This is a genomic window from Clostridioides sp. GD02377, from assembly GCF_045899875.1.
In the GTDB taxonomy this organism is placed as follows: Bacteria; Bacillota; Clostridia; order Peptostreptococcales; family Peptostreptococcaceae; genus Clostridioides; species Clostridioides difficile_A.
On record NZ_JBJODA010000006.1, the window covers coordinates 1 to 18,667 of the forward strand.

Here is an 18,667-nt window from a genome sequence, read left to right on the forward strand (position 1 = left end):
TAGTGGAATAGAAGTATCATTTTGTTTAATTAGAAGACCTATTTCTGTACATCCTAATATAATACCATCTACACCTTGCTCACCAAGCGTATCTATAATAGATAAGAAAGCTTTCTTTGAAGATTCAGATACAATTCCTACACAAAGTTCGTTAAATATTGTATTGTTTATTATTACACGTTCTTCTTCATTTGGAACTAAAACCTCAATTCCATTATTAATAATTATATCTTTATAAAAATCTTGCTCCATTGTATATTTAGTACCCAATAAAGCTACTTTTTTTATTTCTTTTTCTTTCAATACTTCAGCAGTTACATTTGCTATATTTAGTAGTGGGATGTGTATCTTTTCTTGTATTTTATCTGCCACTTTATGCATAGTATTAGTGCATATAACAATAAAATCTGCCCCTGCATTTTGTAATTTAATTGCAGCATCAGATAGAATTTTAGCACTTTTTTCCCAATTTCCACTAGACTGGCATTCTTCAATTTCTTGAAAATCTACACTGTAAAGTATACATTTAGAAGAATGTAGCCCACCTAATCTTTCTTTTATTACTGTATTAATAACTTGGTAATATGTAATGGTACTTTCCCAACTCATTCCTCCAATTAAGCCTATAGTCTTCATATTGATACCTCTCTTGTTCTCTGTATTTGGAAATAGCTATTTACAAATACAAGTATAGCATCTAGAATAAAAGCATACAATAATAAAATTGTATGGAGGACAATTATATTAAAAGGAGTAATTATATGCCAATAAATTCATTTGAAAACTATCCTATGACATGGAAGCCAAAATTAAATAGTCGAAAGCCACCAATATATAAAACTTTGGCGATGTTATTAGAAGAAGATATTAAAAGAGGAAATTTAAATCCTGGAGATAAATTACCTCCACAACGAGAATTAGCAGATTTTCTCGATTTAAATTTGAGTACAATAACACGAGCATTTAAACTTTGTGAAGAGAAGGGGTTGATATGTGCAAAAGTGGGAAAAGGAACTTTTATTTCATCTGATGTAAATGTGAGCAATACATTGTTATATCAAACAGAATCAAAAGATATAATTGAACTAGGAACAGTGCATCCTCCCTATGAGCAAAATACATATATTGTTGATTTTATTAAAAATGTGTTAAAACAACCAGAAATGGATAGGTTTTTGCAATACATGTCTCCGTCTGGTACATATATGCAAAAAAAATCAATTGCAAAATGGTTAGAAAGAAATAATTTATATACTAATGAAGAAAATATACTACTATCTACAGGTGCTCAGAATGCTATATGTGCAACTTTACTAGGGTTGTTTAAAACTGGTGATAGGATTGCTACAGATTCTTTGAGTTTTTCTGGAATTAAATCAATAGCTAAAATGATAGGTATTCAATTGATTCCAATTCCTCAAGAAAATAATGAAATGTCAGCAGAATCTCTTGAAAGTTACTGTAAAAATGAAAATATAAAAGGCATATATCTTATACCAGACTATCATAATCCAACAACACATTCTATGTCTAACTTGTCTCGTCAAAAAATAGCAGATATAGCAAAAAAGTATAATATAATAATCATTGAAGATGCAATAAATAGTATTCTTAGACCTAATATACAAACGCCTATATTTTCTTTGGCTAGTAACAATACTGTATATATTTTTAGCACGTCTAAATTTTTATGTGCTGGTCTTAGAATAGCATTTGTAGTTGCTCCAAAAGGCTATATGGAAAATCTAGAAAAAGCACTATATAACATGAATTTAATGGTATCTCCATTTATGGCAGAAATAGTACACCGTTTACTATATTCTCCTATTATAGATAAGATTATAGAAGAGAAAAAAGATGAGATTGTAAAAAGAAATGAAGTTGCTGATAAAATTTTATCAGATTACAGTTTAATTGGTGATAAAAATTGTAGTTTTCGTTGGTTGCTTCTTCCTGACGAATTGGATGGAAAGTCATTTGAAATATGTGCAAAAAATCTAGGAGTTCAAGTGTATTGTGCTGAACGTTTTTCTGTTGGCAATTCTACAGTACCAAAAGCAATTCGTATTTGTGTAACAGCTCCAAAGGATGTAGAAGAATTGGAAAAAGGTCTGAATATAATAAAGTCACTTCTTAAGAATCAGAGCTATTTTACTATGATTTAATTAAATAAATAAAAAAGCGGAGAAATTTATTATAATAAGCCTCCGCTTTTATTATTTAATGAAATACTTTATTTTCTATTAAAATTTTAACTTTAATAATCTTGAAAATATAATCGTTTTATGGTAAAATAATTCTTAAAAATAGAAAAAATTAATCATTTGTTAAAAAAAATGCATAATATATTGTAATTTATTGACGAAAGTGGAAAAATATTCACAAATGTGTAAAATAACAGAAAAAATGCAAAAATAAGTTCAATTTCATTTGTTATAAAATCTATATGGCAAAGTTAAATCTGCCTATCAGAATGATATAAACACATCAGAAAGGAGGATGCTATCAAATAATATGAGTAGTTAATTTTGATAGCGAAGAATTATGAATGAACAAACTAGAATATCCTTAGAGAGAGCTGCTGAACTAAAATCAAAAATTGATGATTATATTCAGGCTAGAAAAACGATTAACAGAGGGCTTGAAAAAGAAGAAGAGATAAATAAACGAAAACAGAAAATATTAAATTTATTAAATGGAACAGAAGAAGATTGGAATAACTACAAATGGCAATTATCAAATAGAATAACAGATGTAGATACTTTATCAAAAATTATAACTCTAACTAAAAAAGAAAAAGAATATATAAAAGAGGTTGGTACTCAGTTTAGATGGGCGATATCCCCGTATTATTTGAGTCTGATAGACCCAGAAGATATATGTGACCCAATAAAATTACTGTCCATACCAACACATATAGAATTGGAAGATGAACAAGAAGATTTAGACCCAATGGGAGAAGAGTACACAAATCCAGCAGGATGTATAACAAGAAGATATCCAGATAGACTGATAATAAATGTAACAAATGAGTGTGCTATGTATTGTAGACACTGTCAAAGAAGAAGAAATATTGGTCAACAAGATTCTCACAAGTCAAAAGCTATTATACAAGAGTCTATAGACTATATTAGAGAAAATGAAGAAATAAGAGATGTGTTGGTGACTGGAGGAGATGCTCTTACATTAAAAGATGATTATTTAGAATGGATTCTTAGTCAACTTAAAGAAATACCACATGTTGATTATGTCAGATTAGGAACTAGAACTCTTGTTACAATGCCACAAAGAATTACAGATGAATTTTGTAATATGCTAAAAAAATATCATCCTATATATATAAATACACATTTCAATCATCCAATGGAAATAACTAAAGAATCTAAAGAAGCTTGTGAAAAGCTAGCAAATGCAGGAGTTCCATTAGGAAATCAAGCAGTGTTATTGAATGGTATAAATAATGATAAATTTGTAATGAGATGTTTAAATCAAGAATTATTAAAAATAAGAGTAAAACCGTATTATATATTCCAAAGCAAGCATGTAAAGGGAACAAAACATTTTAACACATCAGTGGATGATGGTCTTGAAATAATGGAGTATCTAAGAGGATATACATCAGGAATGGCTATACCAACATATATAGTTAACGCTCCAAAAGGAGGAGGAAAAACTCCATTACTTCCACAATACCTTGTATCAAAAGGAACAGATTATGTTATGCTTAGAACATGGGAAGGTAAAGTTGTAAAAATGGAAGATGAACCTGCTGTAGATATAAAGAAACTTATAAAAGAGCAAGCTCAAGATTAATAAATATTTAAATTGCAAAAAAAAGAAACAACTTTAAAATAAAAATAAAATGGATGCTAAATTTATATCAATTTGCATCCATTTTTTATTAGTTATTTATTATTTTGTTGTTGATTAACTAATTCAAGATATCCACTTGGGTGGAAGTAATATATCTCAGAAGTATTTTCATTTACAAAGTAACCGATGTCACCATCTGCATCTGGTAAAAATACATAACCGTTAAGATTTTTAGCTTTTAGTGCTTCGAAATCGCTAGCATTTCCTTGATATATGTAATCAACTTCATTGTTGTATTTTATTAAAAGTTCTTTAGCTTGTTCTTGAGTCAATTTAGTATTTTGGCTTACAGGAACATTCTTTTGTGAATCAGCATAAGAAGATTCATTTACTGGTGCAGTTAATAACAAACAAGATAAAACTAATAAAGATATAAGTGCTTTTTTCATACTAAAACCCTCTTTCGTGTTTAATTATATAAGATTCATTACTTAATAATATTGTATGTTTCCTATAATTAAATATTACCATTAAAGAGAATAATATTACAGTTACACAGCTGTAACCTTTGATTACAAAATCGTAATTAAATTGTATTTTTATTCCATCTGTATTTTATCATGTCTACGATTTACAAATTCACAGAAATATATCTTTATAACACCCATCACAGGGGCTGATAGAATCATGCCTGGTATACCAAAAAATCCTCCTCCAACAGTAACTGCTAGTATTGTAAAAAATGGACTAAGACCTAGTTGTCCACCTACGATTTTTGGTTCTATAAATGTAACTTCAACTTGCTGAATTATTATTAAATAAATTAAAGAAGTTAGTGCAGTTGTTGGATTAGAGAATAAATTAATTATTACAACTGGTGCCATACCTATTACTGGACCAAAATATGGAACCATATTCATAACACCCATAAGCGTACCAAATAACAGTGCATATTCAGATTTTAAAAAGTAAAGACCAATTCCAGAAAGTACTCCAACTATAAAAGAGTCTAGAATCTTTCCTGTAAAGTATTTACCAATATTCATGTTTAAGCTCTGACATAATTCTATTATAAAATCTCCATACTTTTTACCCAAAGAAATATAAACTATCTTCTTCGTAAATAATAAGAATTTTTCTTTTTCTAATAATATATAGAAACAAATTATAAAACCTAAAAGAAATTGTACTATAAATTTTCCAACAGAGAATGTAGTACTAAATATTCCTCCAAGTGAGCCAATAAGCAAGTTACTAAACTTAGGCATTACACTCATAATTTTGTCACCGTATTCTTTTAGTGTGTTAGGGTCTACTGATTGTAAACTTTTACCTAAATCAAATAAAAACTGCTCTGTTTTATCTATATATGTAGGAACTTGAGATACCAAATCAGCTAAACTATTTACTATGGATGGAACTGTAAATAGTATAAAGGCAATTAGTATAACTATGAGTACACCATAAGTAAGAAGTAATGAGTATATTCTCTTAAAATTTAGTTTGCTTTCCAAAAACTTTACTAATGGATTGAATATATATGCTAATATAAATGCTATTATAAATGGTGTCAATAGTGACATTAATAGACTTACCATTCCAAAAAAGTATTTATAATTATCAATAACTTTAATTAAGATATATGAAACAACCACCGTAAGTACAATATTTAAATAAATTTTTTTATCTTGCAAAACAACACAACCTTTCTTATATTTGTTAAATTTTAAAATATCTAAATTTAAGTTCAAGTTAATATTTATAGCTTATTATACAATAAAAAGCAGTATTAATATAGTATGATTAATATGAAATTATAAATACATTAAAATTTTATATTTATGATTAAAAATGATGAAAATTAATTAAGTTATGTTTATATATAACTTAATTCTAAAAAAAGTGATATTCTCGGTTAAAGTAAGTTTATTATAATTTAAATTTTGTATAAGATACTCTCTTTTCATGCTTTTTTAAATATATATTTCATTTAATTATGACAAATAAAGATAAAATTTAAATATTTTAGAGGTAATTTTACTTGGATATAGAATTTTAGAATAATACTATACAAATGTATTGTCTTATTATTTTTTATATTAAAAATAGTAATAAAGTATCTATATACATTTAGAAAATTATTGTTTAAAAGGAGTAGAACTTATGATAAAAAAAGAAATAGGTAATTTTAAAGGTACTAGTGATTATGTGGTATCACCAGAATTAATGGCATCAGTTAATGTTGCTATTGCTCTTGAAAAACCACTTTTGATTAAAGGTGAACCTGGAACAGGTAAGACCATGCTTGCACAAGCGATTTCAAATGAACTAAAAAAAGATTTAGTAATTTGGAATATAAAGTCAACTACAAAAGCTCAAGAGGGTCTTTATGTATATGATACTGTTCAAAGACTCTATGACAGTCAATTTGGAGGAGAAGGAGTAGACGATATTAGTAAGTACATAAAATATGGTAAATTAGGAGAAGCATTTAGTTCAAAGCAACAAGTAATTCTTTTAATAGATGAAATAGATAAAGCAGACCTAGAATTTCCAAATGACCTGCTTTGGGAATTAGATAAAATGGAGTTTTACATAAATGAAACAAAAGAAACTGTAAAGGCTAAACAAAGACCTATAGTTATTATAACTTCAAATGCAGAAAAAGAACTTCCAGATGCATTTTTGAGAAGATGTATATTCCATTATATAGAATTTCCTGATAAAGAGATGATGGAAGAAATAGTCAAAGTACATTTTGATAAGGTAGAAGAACATCTATTAGAACAAGTAATGACTACTTTTTATTGGATTAGAGGGCTAAAAGAAATACAAAAGAAACCTAGTACATCAGAATTAATAGACTGGATACAAGCATTAACTTTGAGTGGAATTCCTATCGAAAAAATAGAGAAAGAAGTTCCTTTTGCAGGAATACTACTTAAAAATAACGAGGATATTGAATCTATGCAAAGACGTTTATAGTTAATAGGAGCTGGATAATTATGTTTATTAAATTTTTTTATTTATTGAGGGCAAGAGGATTAGATATATCTTTAAATGAGTGGATGACTTTAATCGAAGCATTGGACAAAGGTCTTTGTTATTCAAATTTTTCAAATTTCTACTACCTTTGTAGGATGATTTTAATAAAAAGTGAAAGTAATTTTGATAAGTTTGATGCAGTATTTTTAGAGTATTTTAAAGGAATAGAACATCAAGAAGAAATTCCAGAAGAAATTATGAATTGGCTTAATAAAACAGATATAAATTTAGAAGAATTTGAAAGACTAGAACAAAATCCCAATATAAATCTTGATGAATTAAGAGCTAAGTTAGAAGAACGTATAAAAGAACAAGATTCTCCACATAATGGAGGTAATTATTGGATAGGAACAGGAGGTACTTCTGAATTAGGGCATTCAGGAAAGGGACAAACTGGTATACGTATAGGTGGAAATTCAACCTATGGGAGAGCTGTTTTGGAAGTTGCAGGAGAAAGAAAATATAGAGATTTTAGAGATGATGAAGTTCTAAATATGCGTCAGTTTCAAGTAGCACTAAAAAGGCTTCGTCAATTTTCTACTAGAATAGATACTCCAAAAACAGAGCTTGACTTGGATAAGACTATTGAAGAGACTTGTAATAATGCAGGGTATTTAAAGTTGTTTTTTGAGAAGCCAAGAAAAAATACAGTGAAGCTTTTATTACTTATGGACTCAGGTGGCTCAATGAGAGGATATAGCACTCTATGTAATACATTATTCCAGTCTGTAAGTAAATCAAACCATTTTAAAGATGTAAAAGTATATTATTTTCATAACTGTATTTATGATAGATTATTTACAACACCTGAATGTTGGCTAAGTAAATCTATTGATACTGAATGGATATTACAAAATATAGATAAAAACTATAAAGTTATAATTGTGGGAGATGCTTCCATGTCACCTACTGAGTTACTTAATATTGGTGGTAATTACCGTGGACCATACAATTATACTCCTGGAATAGAATGGCTAAAAATATTTAAAAGAAAGTATAGTAAAATAGTATGGTTGAATCCAGAATTGAGAGATGGATGGGATTCAATTAGTTATTGGTATCAGACTCAAAGATTAATACAAGGTGAATTTAATATGTTTCCATTAACTGTAAAAGGTTTGGAGAAAGCACTAAAAAATTTAATGGTGTCAAGGTAAAATAAATAATAATGAGGCTGTCTCAAAATAGAGATAAGCCTCTTTTTAATTGTTGAAATAATAAAAATATATCTGATTTCATACAAAAAAGGGTGTAATGAACTAAAAAACTAAAGTATTTCTAAATAGTATATACTATTTAGAAGATATGTTTGCATAAATGAAATTTAAAAATTATATACTCTGATACATTTTAGAACTACAGAAAACATATACATTAATAATAATTTTAGAAATCGAGGTGATTATAATAAATTATGAATTAATTGTAAAATACAATGGAGATATATTGAAATTAGAACAAGAATTAGGAGTTTCAGTAGAGATACTTAATTCATCATATGCGATAATAACATCAAATAATGAAGAAGATGTAAATACACTTTTGACTTATCCAGAAATTGAATTTATAGAAAAACCTTTCATATTACAGACTCAGGATGTTCAAAGTTTTTCAAGTACAGGAATAACAGGGTTTAAGAATAGAACTGGATTAACTGGAAAAGGAACTATAATTGGTATAATCGATTCGGGAATAGATTATACTCTACCTGTATTTAGAGATAGTGATGGAAGGTCTAAAATATTATATTATTGGGACCAATCTATTCAGGGAAATCCACCAGAGGGTTTTAGAGAGGGGACATTATATACTAATGAAGATATAAATAATGCAATAGATGGAAATATGTATATACCTATTTCAACAACCAGTTTACATGGGACACATGTTGGAGGTATCTGTGCAACCATTGCAAGTGATGCTAGGATAATAGTGGTGAGAGTAGGAAATATACAGACAGATGTTTTTTCAAGAAGTACAGAGTTCATGAGGGCAATTAAATTTATTTTAGATAGGGCATTAGAATTAAGAATGCCTGTTACGCTAAACATAAGTTATGGAAGTAATGAAGGCTCACATAGGGGAACATCCTTATTTGAACAATATATAGATGATATGTGTTTGTTTTGGAAAAATAATATAGTTGTAGCAGCTGGAAATAATGCAGATAAAGGTGGTCATAAAAGGATTAGACTGCGAAATAATATTACAGAAGAAGTTGAGTTTGTAGTTGGAGAAGGAGAACGTATATTAAATATAAATATATGGCCAGATTTTGTTGATGACTTTAGTGTACATTTGGTAAGTCCATCAAATACTCAAACACAATCAATTTCTCTGACTTCAGGCGAAATAAGAAATACTTTGGGAGAAACTAGAGTAACTGGTTATTTTTATCCTATAGCACCATATTCTCTCACAAGGAGAGTGACCTTGCAATTAAGTTCAAATACACAAATAAATCCAGGTTTATGGAGAATTATATTTGAACCAATAGACATTGTAACTGGTAATGTAAACATATATTTGCCAACTTCTGAAGGATTAAATAGAAATACTAGATTTCTGATTCCTACTCAAGAACTTACTGTAACAGTTCCTGGGACAGCAAGTAGAGTTATAACAGTAGGTAGTTTTAATTCAAGAACAGATATAGTATCCATTTTTTCTGGGGAAGGAGATACACAATTAGGTGTATTTAAGCCAGATTTATTGGCTCCGGGAGAAGATATAATATCTTTTTTACCAGGAGGTACAAGTGGAGCATTAAGTGGAACTAGTATGGCTACTCCTCATGTTACAGGTGTCTGTTCATTATTTATGGAGTGGGGAATTGTAAATGGAAATGATTTATTTTTATACTCTCAGAAATTAAGAGCATTACTTTTAAAAGGGGCAAGAAGATTAACTAATCAATCTTACCCAAACAATTCATCAGGCTTTGGGTTTTTAAGTTTAGCAGATATAGATTTATACACCTTATCTAATATAAATCAAGACTTGGAGACTGATGGTATTGTATATAGAAGTGTTAACAAATCATTTAAAGATGAAGAAAATAATTATAAACTTATAGATGGTTATAATAATATAAAAAATGATATTAGCTTAGATAGTTTTTGTAATGAGGATATGAATAGACAAACTGGGGTTCTGGCAGGAATAAATATAATTCATACTCCTGAATTTGAAAGTGAATTAAATGCTTTAGGTATGGGCTCTAATTTTATTAAATTAAGTGATTCATTAGGCATATTACCTATAGATGCTTCTGATTATAATAGTATACAAAGGATATTGGAACTTCCATCAATTATAAGGTCAGAATCAACTATAAAAATGTCATTACTTGGAACTATTAATCAAGGGACTTTTGGTGGTATAGTTGCAACAGAAGAGATAGGTGTAAATTTCTTTAAAAACAATCCAAATATTACAATAACAGGAAGGGGTACTCTAATAGCGATTGCAGATACAGGAATAGACTATCTACATAAAGATTTTATTTATCCAGATGGAACTTCAAAGATAGTATATTTATGGGACCAAACCAAAGAAGGAAGTCCACCTGAAGGTTTTTATATTGGAACAGAATATACACGAGAAGATATAAATCGAGCTATTGCAAATAATGACCCTAGTCTATCTCAAGATGAGGTTGGTCAAGGAACAATGCTTAGTGGTATATGTGCAGGATTGGGAAATGTAAATAGTGAATATGCAGGGATAGCAGAAGATGCAGAATTAATAATAATAAAACTTGGTAAGATAGATGGTTTTTATAATAGTGCGATGCTATTTACTGCGTCTCAGTATGCATATAAAAAAGCTTTTGAACTTGGAAGACCAGTAGTTATAAATGTATCTTTAGGTAGCAGTAGTCTAGCTGGCTTAACTAATAGGAGTAATAGTGAAAAAGCTTTCTTTACAAGAGGTCTATGTATAACAGCAGGGGCAGGAAATGAGGGTAATACACAAACACATACATCTGGAAGAATACTACATGCAGGTGGCTCTGTTGATATTGAGCTAGAGTTAAGTGAAGATGAAGAAGAATTATCATTAGAACTTTGGTTAAACAAGCCAGATAAGGCAGATGTAATAATAGTATCGCCTTCAGGTGAAGAAAGTAAAAGTGTAGGCGTATCAAGTTACAATAGAGTCACTGGTCTATTTGATTTAGAAGGAACTTATTATTCTATAACATATGTATATCCAACTACTTTTTCAGGTCAGCAGTTTACTAATATTACTTTGAGAAATGCTAAAAGAGGGGTATGGAAAATCAGATTAGTTGGGGTTTATATTATAAATGGTATATATAACTTGTATCTACCAAATAGAGTGCTTATAAAAAGTGGAACTAGATTTAGACAAGTTGACCCTTTTTTTACTATAAATTATCCAGCTATTCAAGATGATTTAATAACTGTAGGAGCATATAACACTATTAATAATAGTTTATGGCAAAGTTCATCAAGAGGACCAACTATTGAAAATAGATTAAAGCCAGATTTAGTGGCACCAGGAGTAAATATAATAGCAGCTTATCCTGGAAATAAATATGCAACTATAACTGGCACAGCAGCAGCAAGTGCACATGTTGCAGGAGCTGCTGCAATGTATTTTCAATATACTTTTGCTGATGGTAGATATCCAAATCAAGCATATGTTCAAAAAGTAAAAACATTTATGCAAGCTGGGGCTAAGAAAAATTTAAATACAGTATATCCAAATACAAGTGCCGGATATGGTTCTTTAGATGTTAGAGGTATGTTTGATGTGTTAAGGTAGGAGGGAGTTATGGAAAAATCTTATTGTATAATTTATCAAGGCGATATAGAAACTGCACTCCAAGAAAATGGTATAAATAGGTATATGGTTTTGAATAGCCAGCTTGCAGTAATATATGTACCTATGGATTTTGATGAAACTATTTTAAATAACATATTGCAAGTAGCATGGTGGGAAGAGTCAGCTCCTATGAGTAGTCTGATTGATATAACTAACAATGTAAATAACGGAGAAACTATTACTACAGCTGCCGAAACTGAATATATCTATGAAAATCCATACAATGATATAACAGGAAGAGGAATCTTACTGGCAGTTATAGATTCAGGCATAGATTACTTACATCCTGACTTTATAAATGCGGATGGAAGTAGTAAAGTTTTAAAACTATGGGACCAAGAAGCAAATACAAATCCACCTCCAGAAGGTTTTATTTTTGGAAGTGAATTTACAAGAAGTGAGTTAAATATAGCTATAAGTAGAAATGATGGGAGTTTAAGTCAAGATAATATAGGTACTGGAACTTTGGCTTCTGGTATATTGGTTGGGAATGGAAGGGTAAATTCACAGTATAGAGGTATTACTACAGAATCAGACTTAATAGTGGTTAAATTAAAATCATATGTGGATACTTATTATGCTGGAAGGATAAATTACAGTGTTTCAGATTTTCTAGCTGCTATAACATATGTTACTAATATAGCAAGAACAGAAAATAAACCTATAATAATAAATTTAACTATTGGAGTTAAATCAGGTGCTGTAGCAACTACTTCGATATTAGATACTTTTAATCTGTTGAGTAGTGCTGGTGTGGTAGTAGTAAGTGGTGCAGGTAATCAAGGCAATACAGATATTCATTATTCTGGCAGATTTAGTAGTGTAGGTGAAGTACAAGATGTAATAATACAAGATGGGGATGACTATGCACTTGATATAACACTAAATACAAATGGTCCAGATAAAATAGGAGCACAGATAATATCTCCTTCAGGTGAAGTTAGTCATGATATAAGATATTCTCCAGACTTTTATGTATATAGAGGAAAATTCAACTTAGAAAATACTACTTATGCAATGCGATTTATTTATCCATATATCACTTCTGGAAAAGAAAACTTGGAGATAAAGTTAAGAGATATAAAACCTGGAGTATGGACTTTAAGATTGACTTCAGAACTTATAATAGGAGGAGAATATGATATATATTTACCGAATAAAAACCTGATAGCTCCAGATACAAGATTTCTGGACCCTGATTCAATTGCGACAATAACGATGTATGCGGCTAGTGATGATGTAATCACAGTGGGTACATTTAACAATAAAACAGATAGTATGTGGATTGGTTCTTCAAAAGGTCCAATTAGAGGAAGAGGAATTAAACCAGATATAGTAGCACCAGGTGTAGACATAATATCTACATACAAAAATGGAACATATAATACAGGAACAGGAACAGGTATTAGTAGTTCTATAGTTACTGGTGTCTTAGCTTTATTAATGGAATATCTAGAAAAACAAGATAATATACCAAGGTTATCATTATTTACACAAGTTTTAAAAACATATTTAATATTGGGAGCAACAAAACTTGATATATATACATATCCTAATGTATCACAAGGATATGGGATTTTAGATTTGAAAAATACAATTCAACAGATAGCAAATACTTTGTAAATAAAAAAGTATCTTTAATTAGTAGTTTAATTTTATTGTATAGTTTGTCATAAAAAAAACTTATATTAAATTTGATTATCTTTTCATAAGTTGGTAAATGCCGATATATCCTGTATCTACAAGGAGTATCGGCATTTTTCTATTCTTTATTATGGAATTGTGACAGTATTCTTCAATCTTAAAACCACATTTTTCCAATACTTTACTTGACCCTCTATTGTAGGAATATACATTAGCATGAATTTTGTTAAGGTTGTATTTTTCAAAGGCAATTTTGCATATTTCTTTTACTGCATTTGTTGCTATCCCTTTGCCCCAATAGTTCCTAGCAAGCTAGTAACCTAATTCAGCATTTTTATTAATAGAGGTATCTTCTTCAAATGTTAGGCAGATACTTCCAATAGCCCTTTCTTGATAAAAAATAGCATAGCTAAGTTGTTTAACATCTGGAGTTGCCAAACAAAAACTAATAAAATCTCTAGCGTTTTGCTCCCTATAAGGGTGGGGGAAGTTGTCACGAAGATTCTCTGCAATTTCTTTATCATTCGCAAACTCAACTAAATCGGTAATATAAGCATAATTCCACTCTATAAGTTCCATTTTTCTTCTCCTTTTATGAAACAGCTACAAGAAATCTTTCTAAGCCAATACCACTTATCAAACAGCGTTCTTTTTTATTTCCAAGCATTTGATAAGTCCAGTCAACAAATCCACCGTCAACTATTTCAACGGTTTCATTTCCTTGTTTGACCAATAATTTGAAATTGATACCTTTATAATAATTATTATCAACATCATCATTATGAATTGATAACTCTATATTAGGAAAAATAAGTTTGATAGTTTCAACCATTCTGTCGAAAAATCCGTCATTATCTTTGTATCCGTTTCTTTTGCGTAGAATAATAGAGAAACGAACATTTTCTATTTCACTTAATATATCTTTATAATAGTTTAAGTGCTTTTCTAACAACATTTTTTCACAAGTGTAAGACCCTGTATCTATACCAGATGAAACCATACAATATAAGCCAAAATGTGAATATAAACCTTTACCTACAAAATTTTGTGCTCTTATTGCCCTAGCAGTAGTAGCCATGTGGATAGGTATGGTATTATTTTCTTCTTTTCTTTTTAATTTATCAGCAATAATTATTGCCAACATATTTGAGGGGTCTGCAAGTGTTTCTGTCCCTCGTAGAGCACTTACTACGTTATATTGATCTACGGAGCCAAAAACGCTACAACTACCTAATGGAGCAGAGGGAGAAAGCATAATCGTCTTGATATCCATATTGAATGCTTTTCTCAATAATTTTGATTCCAAAGCATGAATTTCTTCTGGATCTATACCGCTAGGGATAGTAAATCTATTTAGTTGGTATGACTTTAGAATATCAGTTGCAGTTAAAGTATTTGCTTGTCTATCAAACACTTCTAATAGAAGTGAGTTCAAATCTGATTTTGATAGAGCTGCTAACTTATCAACTATATTCTTATCCCCAATTTTATTTGTAATTCTACTTAAAATATCACTCATAGTTATCCTCCATACTGTTACTTTCAAATTTACTATTCAATGTTTTTTTACTTTGGGTTTATTTGATTAAATCTTGAAAATACTGTAATGCAACCCTTTCAGCTTCAACCTTTCGGACAATAGGACTTTGTGATAATTCCTCTCTTAACTCAAGATACAGGTTGATAGTAGCCTGCAATGCATTAACACAGCTTTCATATTCATGGGTAGCAACCGTCTTTTCTAATGCTTCAATATATTGGGGTGCGTCCAATTCAATTTTTCTAACTCCACGAGGTAATTTACCTAAGAGAAGCTGTATTAATGGGGCAAGTACTGATTGTCTTAAAAAAGATAAAAAATCAATTGTTTCAAATAATTCTCTACGTCCAATCTTAGTACAAGCGTAATGAACCCAAATCCAAAATCTATCTTCAATCCACTGTAAGTCTGGAGTTGGGAAGTATGCTTCTTTTTTAGAATAAATTTCTGTTATGCAGTTGTTTTCTTCATAGAGAATAGCTGAATCTTCAACCCTATCTAGTAAACCATCTAAGGTTGTAAACTTAAAATCAACATGAAGAACAGGGGAATCATAGAGGGAAATTATCAATCGAGGTTCTCCAACGTGTTCGCCAGTAAAAGCAGAAACTAATGTTCCAAACTGTTCCACAATAAGTAATCTCTCTTCGATAACTTCTTCATAGGATTTATCATCTGCTACAATCAGAAAATCCAAATCAGAATATTCATCTAACGATTTTGTGATATAAGAACCGCTAATTGCAAGTCCTATTATCCTACTATCTCTTTTTGAAAATTCTAATACGTTTTGTATCATTTCCTGTTGTGTTTTAGTCATAATATAACACCTCTCATTTTCTTTTATTAGCTATCAATCCAACATAATTATGCATAGGAGTATTATATAATGAAGAAATAAAAAAAAATAGGTCACTTGACCCGAAATAAAAAAGTATTGAATAATTATTATCCAATACTTTTTTGAAATTATACTTATGTTGTAGGAATATTCTTTAATACCTCTCGCTGATTAATTACACTAAATCTTTTGTTTTCATAAGCAATTAGATGTTCTTGTACACATTCATTTATAGCACGATTAATGCTTCTAATTGGAGCGTTTACTTCGCTAGCAAGCTGTTTTTTGGTAAGCAGATTTAATTCACTTCTATAATAGTGTAAGGATATACACCTCAGAAGTCGTTCTTTAACACTTAAAGATGATAATTCTTCAATTAATTCAGCATTTACAACTAATTTACTAGATATTTCTCGAATCAGAAATTTTGTAGCTTCAAAATCTCCCCTTAACCAGTTTAAAAAATCATCTCTATGAAGTTTATATACATTACAATCTGTGAAAGCGACAATTTCAACGGGTTTTTTCCCATCATTAAATTGTTCCATTTCTCCAAAAAAACTACCACTTTTATAAAGATGAATAGTTGAGATGTTTCCTTTCACATTTAAGATGAATGCTTCTGCAATACCGTCAATCATAAGAATTACATATTCATTTTCTTGCTCAGCAAAAAGAATAGTCTCTTTCTTTTTATACGTTTTTTTAACAAGCTTCTTTTTAATATCTTCATTCATAAAATCAATTAAATGCATATTCATCCCTCCTTACCAAATCTTTGATTAAATTATATCATCTTTCAATTAGTTAGGTAAGATAGTAAAAATATATTTACATAGAAACTATTCCATTATTATTTTCCAGTTGTCATTTTTCTGCAAAGTAAGCTCAAACTGGGAAAGCTGTGTAACTTTGGTTTCCTTATCAAGGTATTTCACTGTTACAATAGCAGTCACTTGATTGTTAACTTGTGTATAAACAGGATTCACAAGTTCCACAAATACATAATCTTTATTAATTACATCAAATGCTTGATTACTTACATAGTAAGATAGCTCTTTTTCTGTTGCAGTAGGATAGAGCTTGAAGAATGTGTCTAGGAAACTATTAATTTCCTCTGTTGTATTTGCGTCCACCGTTCCGTCACTATCAGAAAGTACAGGCTCATAGCTTGCCTTTTGTGGCTTGCTGTCAATGGTAGGGTTCTTAATAATTACCATATTGCCTACTTCATCTACATAGACAGTAACAGTATAGGTGGAAGCGATATTCTTTTTGTTCTCGCCCTCTGAAATCTGTTGTCCTACTGAAAAGAGTACATCATAGGCATTTTCATTGTTCTGTGTCACACTCCATACTTGAAAGCTGTTGACAATAGAACTAGTAGGAATATCCGAGCGAACCATTTCAGTATTCAACTGTTGTAGGTTTTCAGTCAGATAATTCTTCAAACATTCAATTCGTTTGTCCTGTGAATCTTGCGACTGTTGCCATGAAAAATATTCCTTGCTAAAGGATTCTACAAAACTCTCTATGCTATTCGTATCAACAACCTGTTTCTCAATGATTTCTTTTGGATTTAAGATACTAGCTAATGTTGTTTGCCAGTCATAGTTTCCAAATTTCACAAGGTCAAAGCCACCAGTTATAACGACTTCTTTTACAGTAGTAGATTGAACCGCAGTATCTACGGTTTGACCTGCATATTTTAACTCAAATGGAATCTTGTTTTGATTCAATACATAACCTGCTGGAGCTGTTTCTTCAAGAGCATAGTATTTCCTTTCATAGTAATTTTGCATGAAAAAAGACGCTCAATTAAGAACAACTGCAAATAGAAAAGGAACACCTTTTTTCGTGCTCCATGTTCTATAAAATATTTAGTTTTTTTTTGATACAATACTGATGTGTTAATACCATATCTTTGCATTTCTAGGACTTATCAACGTATCAAGGCTCATTCGGTAGTAGTAAATTAGTAGTAAAATGGCTTTGTTAGTCCTGTATATATGCGGATAGGTACTGTGTTCTAGGGGATAATCAGATTTTTAGTATGTTTTTTATATTAAAAAATAGTACCAAAAATTAATATTAAAATAAAAAGATAGTCGTATATTTTGTAATATGAAATAAAAATTTTGGATAAAAATAGGAATGAATTAGGTATTAAAAATGTATATTATTTATTTAAAAATCATTATAATCTCAACTTATGAATTTAATTTGAAAAATTGCTAAAACTATTACAAAATAAATAATAGAGGTGATAGTTTTGGAAAATAAGAAAGCAAGAGCATTAAAAGGCAAAGATAATAAAAGACTTAGAAGTCCACTTTTAGTTGGAAATGAGTCAACAGCAGCATGGGCTGATGTTGAAAAATTAAAACCTCATAGTAAAGTTTCAATACCTTCACTTAATAGTGTTGAGGAAGCAAAAGATTGGGTTGACAATGGAAGTAAGTTATAAAAATTGTAAGATTCAATGATAAAAATAAGTATTTATTGTAATTTTGTAGAGTAGTATTGGCTTGTAGACTTATATCTAGTTTGATGAACAATGTGCTACTCTACTTTTTTTATAAATAGCAATCAGTATCAATTTCATAAATTTATTGACTAAAAATTTATAAATTGGTATAATTTTGTTAATTAGCGGAAATAATAAAAGATAAATACTGTGAAGAGAAGAGTAGATATAAAATGTAGTTTTAGCGAGTTGAGGACGGTGAGAGCTCAATACGAGGTTTATATTGAAGAACATCTTGGAGTTTCTAATCGAAAGCTTGTTTAGCAAGTAGACTTAGACGGAAGGCACCGTTATAGGCTTTAAGCATTGCTTAACTAAGAGGTCATTTATGACAATTAGGGTGGTACCGCGAGAGTAATAGTCTTTCGTCCCTTTATATAGGGATGAAGGGCTTTTTTTTATT

The 18,667-nt window shown here is 29.8% G+C and carries 15 protein-coding genes, 1 pseudogene and 1 other annotated feature; of the genes and pseudogenes, 7 read left to right on the forward strand and 9 right to left on the reverse strand.

Features of this window, described 5'->3' with window-relative positions; translation table 11 throughout:
- A partial coding sequence (locus Q3304_RS06275) for an aspartate/glutamate racemase family protein (RefSeq protein ID WP_407815010.1) occupies positions 1 to 636 on the reverse strand: 636 nt, incomplete at its 3' end.
- 125 nt (positions 637 to 761) lie between these two features.
- On the opposite strand from Q3304_RS06275, the gene Q3304_RS06280 reads away from it, so the two are divergent.
- Together Q3304_RS06280 and eam are read left to right on the forward strand one after the other, a co-directional pair.
- The gene (locus tag Q3304_RS06280; protein ID WP_054277023.1) at positions 762 to 2,165 is read left to right on the forward strand and encodes a PLP-dependent aminotransferase family protein; all 1,404 of its coding nucleotides are present in this window, start codon (positions 762 to 764) and stop codon (positions 2,163 to 2,165) included.
- Between the two features lie 379 nt (positions 2,166 to 2,544).
- A complete protein-coding gene (gene eam, locus Q3304_RS06285; RefSeq protein WP_021385198.1) occupies positions 2,545 to 3,813 on the forward strand; it encodes a glutamate 2,3-aminomutase in 1,269 nt (422 codons plus the stop codon).
- Positions 3,814 to 3,905: 92 nt separating this feature from the next.
- On the opposite strand, the gene Q3304_RS06290 is transcribed toward eam, so the two are convergent.
- Both Q3304_RS06290 and Q3304_RS06295 read right to left on the reverse strand, forming a co-directional pair.
- Positions 3,906 to 4,262, reverse strand: coding sequence for a hypothetical protein (locus Q3304_RS06290; protein ID WP_054270721.1), 357 nt, complete (start codon positions 4,260 to 4,262; stop codon positions 3,906 to 3,908).
- 150 nt (positions 4,263 to 4,412) lie between these two features.
- A complete protein-coding gene (locus Q3304_RS06295) occupies positions 4,413 to 5,507 on the reverse strand; it encodes an AI-2E family transporter (protein ID WP_054270720.1) in 1,095 nt (364 codons plus the stop codon).
- A 469-nt stretch (positions 5,508 to 5,976) separates the two neighbouring features.
- On the opposite strand from Q3304_RS06295, the gene Q3304_RS06300 reads away from it, so the two are divergent.
- From Q3304_RS06300 to cspC, 4 genes are all read left to right on the forward strand, one after another.
- A complete protein-coding gene (locus Q3304_RS06300) occupies positions 5,977 to 6,798 on the forward strand; it encodes an AAA family ATPase (protein ID WP_407815009.1) in 822 nt (273 codons plus the stop codon).
- A gap of 20 nt (positions 6,799 to 6,818) precedes the next feature.
- Positions 6,819 to 8,015: a VWA domain-containing protein gene (locus Q3304_RS06305; RefSeq protein ID WP_054270718.1), complete on the forward strand. Its 1,197-nt coding sequence runs from the start codon at positions 6,819 to 6,821 to the stop codon at positions 8,013 to 8,015.
- A 241-nt stretch (positions 8,016 to 8,256) separates the two neighbouring features.
- Positions 8,257 to 11,652 (forward strand): bifunctional germination protease/germinant receptor pseudoprotease CspBA, encoded by a 3,396-nt coding sequence (cspBA, locus tag Q3304_RS06310; RefSeq protein WP_407815008.1) that lies wholly within the window; start codon positions 8,257 to 8,259, stop codon positions 11,650 to 11,652.
- 9 nt (positions 11,653 to 11,661) lie between these two features.
- Positions 11,662 to 13,335, forward strand: a complete 1,674-nt coding sequence (gene cspC / locus Q3304_RS06315) for a bile acid germinant receptor pseudoprotease CspC (protein ID WP_243192607.1) — start codon at positions 11,662 to 11,664, stop codon at positions 13,333 to 13,335.
- Between the two features lie 75 nt (positions 13,336 to 13,410).
- Here the strand turns inward: cspC and Q3304_RS06320 are convergent.
- From Q3304_RS06320 to Q3304_RS06345, 6 genes and pseudogenes are all read right to left on the reverse strand, one after another.
- Positions 13,411 to 13,656, reverse strand: a pseudogene (locus tag Q3304_RS06320) (GNAT family N-acetyltransferase); the annotation flags it as partial.
- 12 nt (positions 13,657 to 13,668) lie between these two features.
- Positions 13,669 to 13,935, reverse strand: coding sequence for a hypothetical protein (locus Q3304_RS06325; protein WP_407815007.1), 267 nt, complete (start codon positions 13,933 to 13,935; stop codon positions 13,669 to 13,671).
- Between the two features lie 13 nt (positions 13,936 to 13,948).
- The gene (locus Q3304_RS06330) at positions 13,949 to 14,875 is read right to left on the reverse strand and encodes a hypothetical protein (RefSeq protein WP_074179690.1); all 927 of its coding nucleotides are present in this window, start codon (positions 14,873 to 14,875) and stop codon (positions 13,949 to 13,951) included.
- Between the two features lie 58 nt (positions 14,876 to 14,933).
- On the reverse strand, positions 14,934 to 15,716 hold the full coding sequence (locus tag Q3304_RS06335) for an aminoglycoside 6-adenylyltransferase (RefSeq protein ID WP_054273873.1): 783 nt from the start codon (positions 15,714 to 15,716) through the stop codon (positions 14,934 to 14,936).
- Positions 15,717 to 15,871: 155 nt separating this feature from the next.
- Positions 15,872 to 16,492 (reverse strand): Crp/Fnr family transcriptional regulator, encoded by a 621-nt coding sequence (locus Q3304_RS06340; protein ID WP_407815006.1) that lies wholly within the window; start codon positions 16,490 to 16,492, stop codon positions 15,872 to 15,874.
- Between the two features lie 87 nt (positions 16,493 to 16,579).
- Positions 16,580 to 17,539, reverse strand: a complete 960-nt coding sequence (locus Q3304_RS06345) for a conjugal transfer protein (protein ID WP_407815005.1) — start codon at positions 17,537 to 17,539, stop codon at positions 16,580 to 16,582.
- Between the two features lie 470 nt (positions 17,540 to 18,009).
- On the opposite strand from Q3304_RS06345, the gene Q3304_RS06350 reads away from it, so the two are divergent.
- Positions 18,010 to 18,204 (forward strand): DUF3787 domain-containing protein, encoded by a 195-nt coding sequence (locus tag Q3304_RS06350; RefSeq protein ID WP_021385202.1) that lies wholly within the window; start codon positions 18,010 to 18,012, stop codon positions 18,202 to 18,204.
- Between the two features lie 201 nt (positions 18,205 to 18,405).
- Positions 18,406 to 18,640: a binding site (T-box leader), on the forward strand.
- The last annotated feature ends 27 nt before the right edge of the window (positions 18,641 to 18,667 follow it).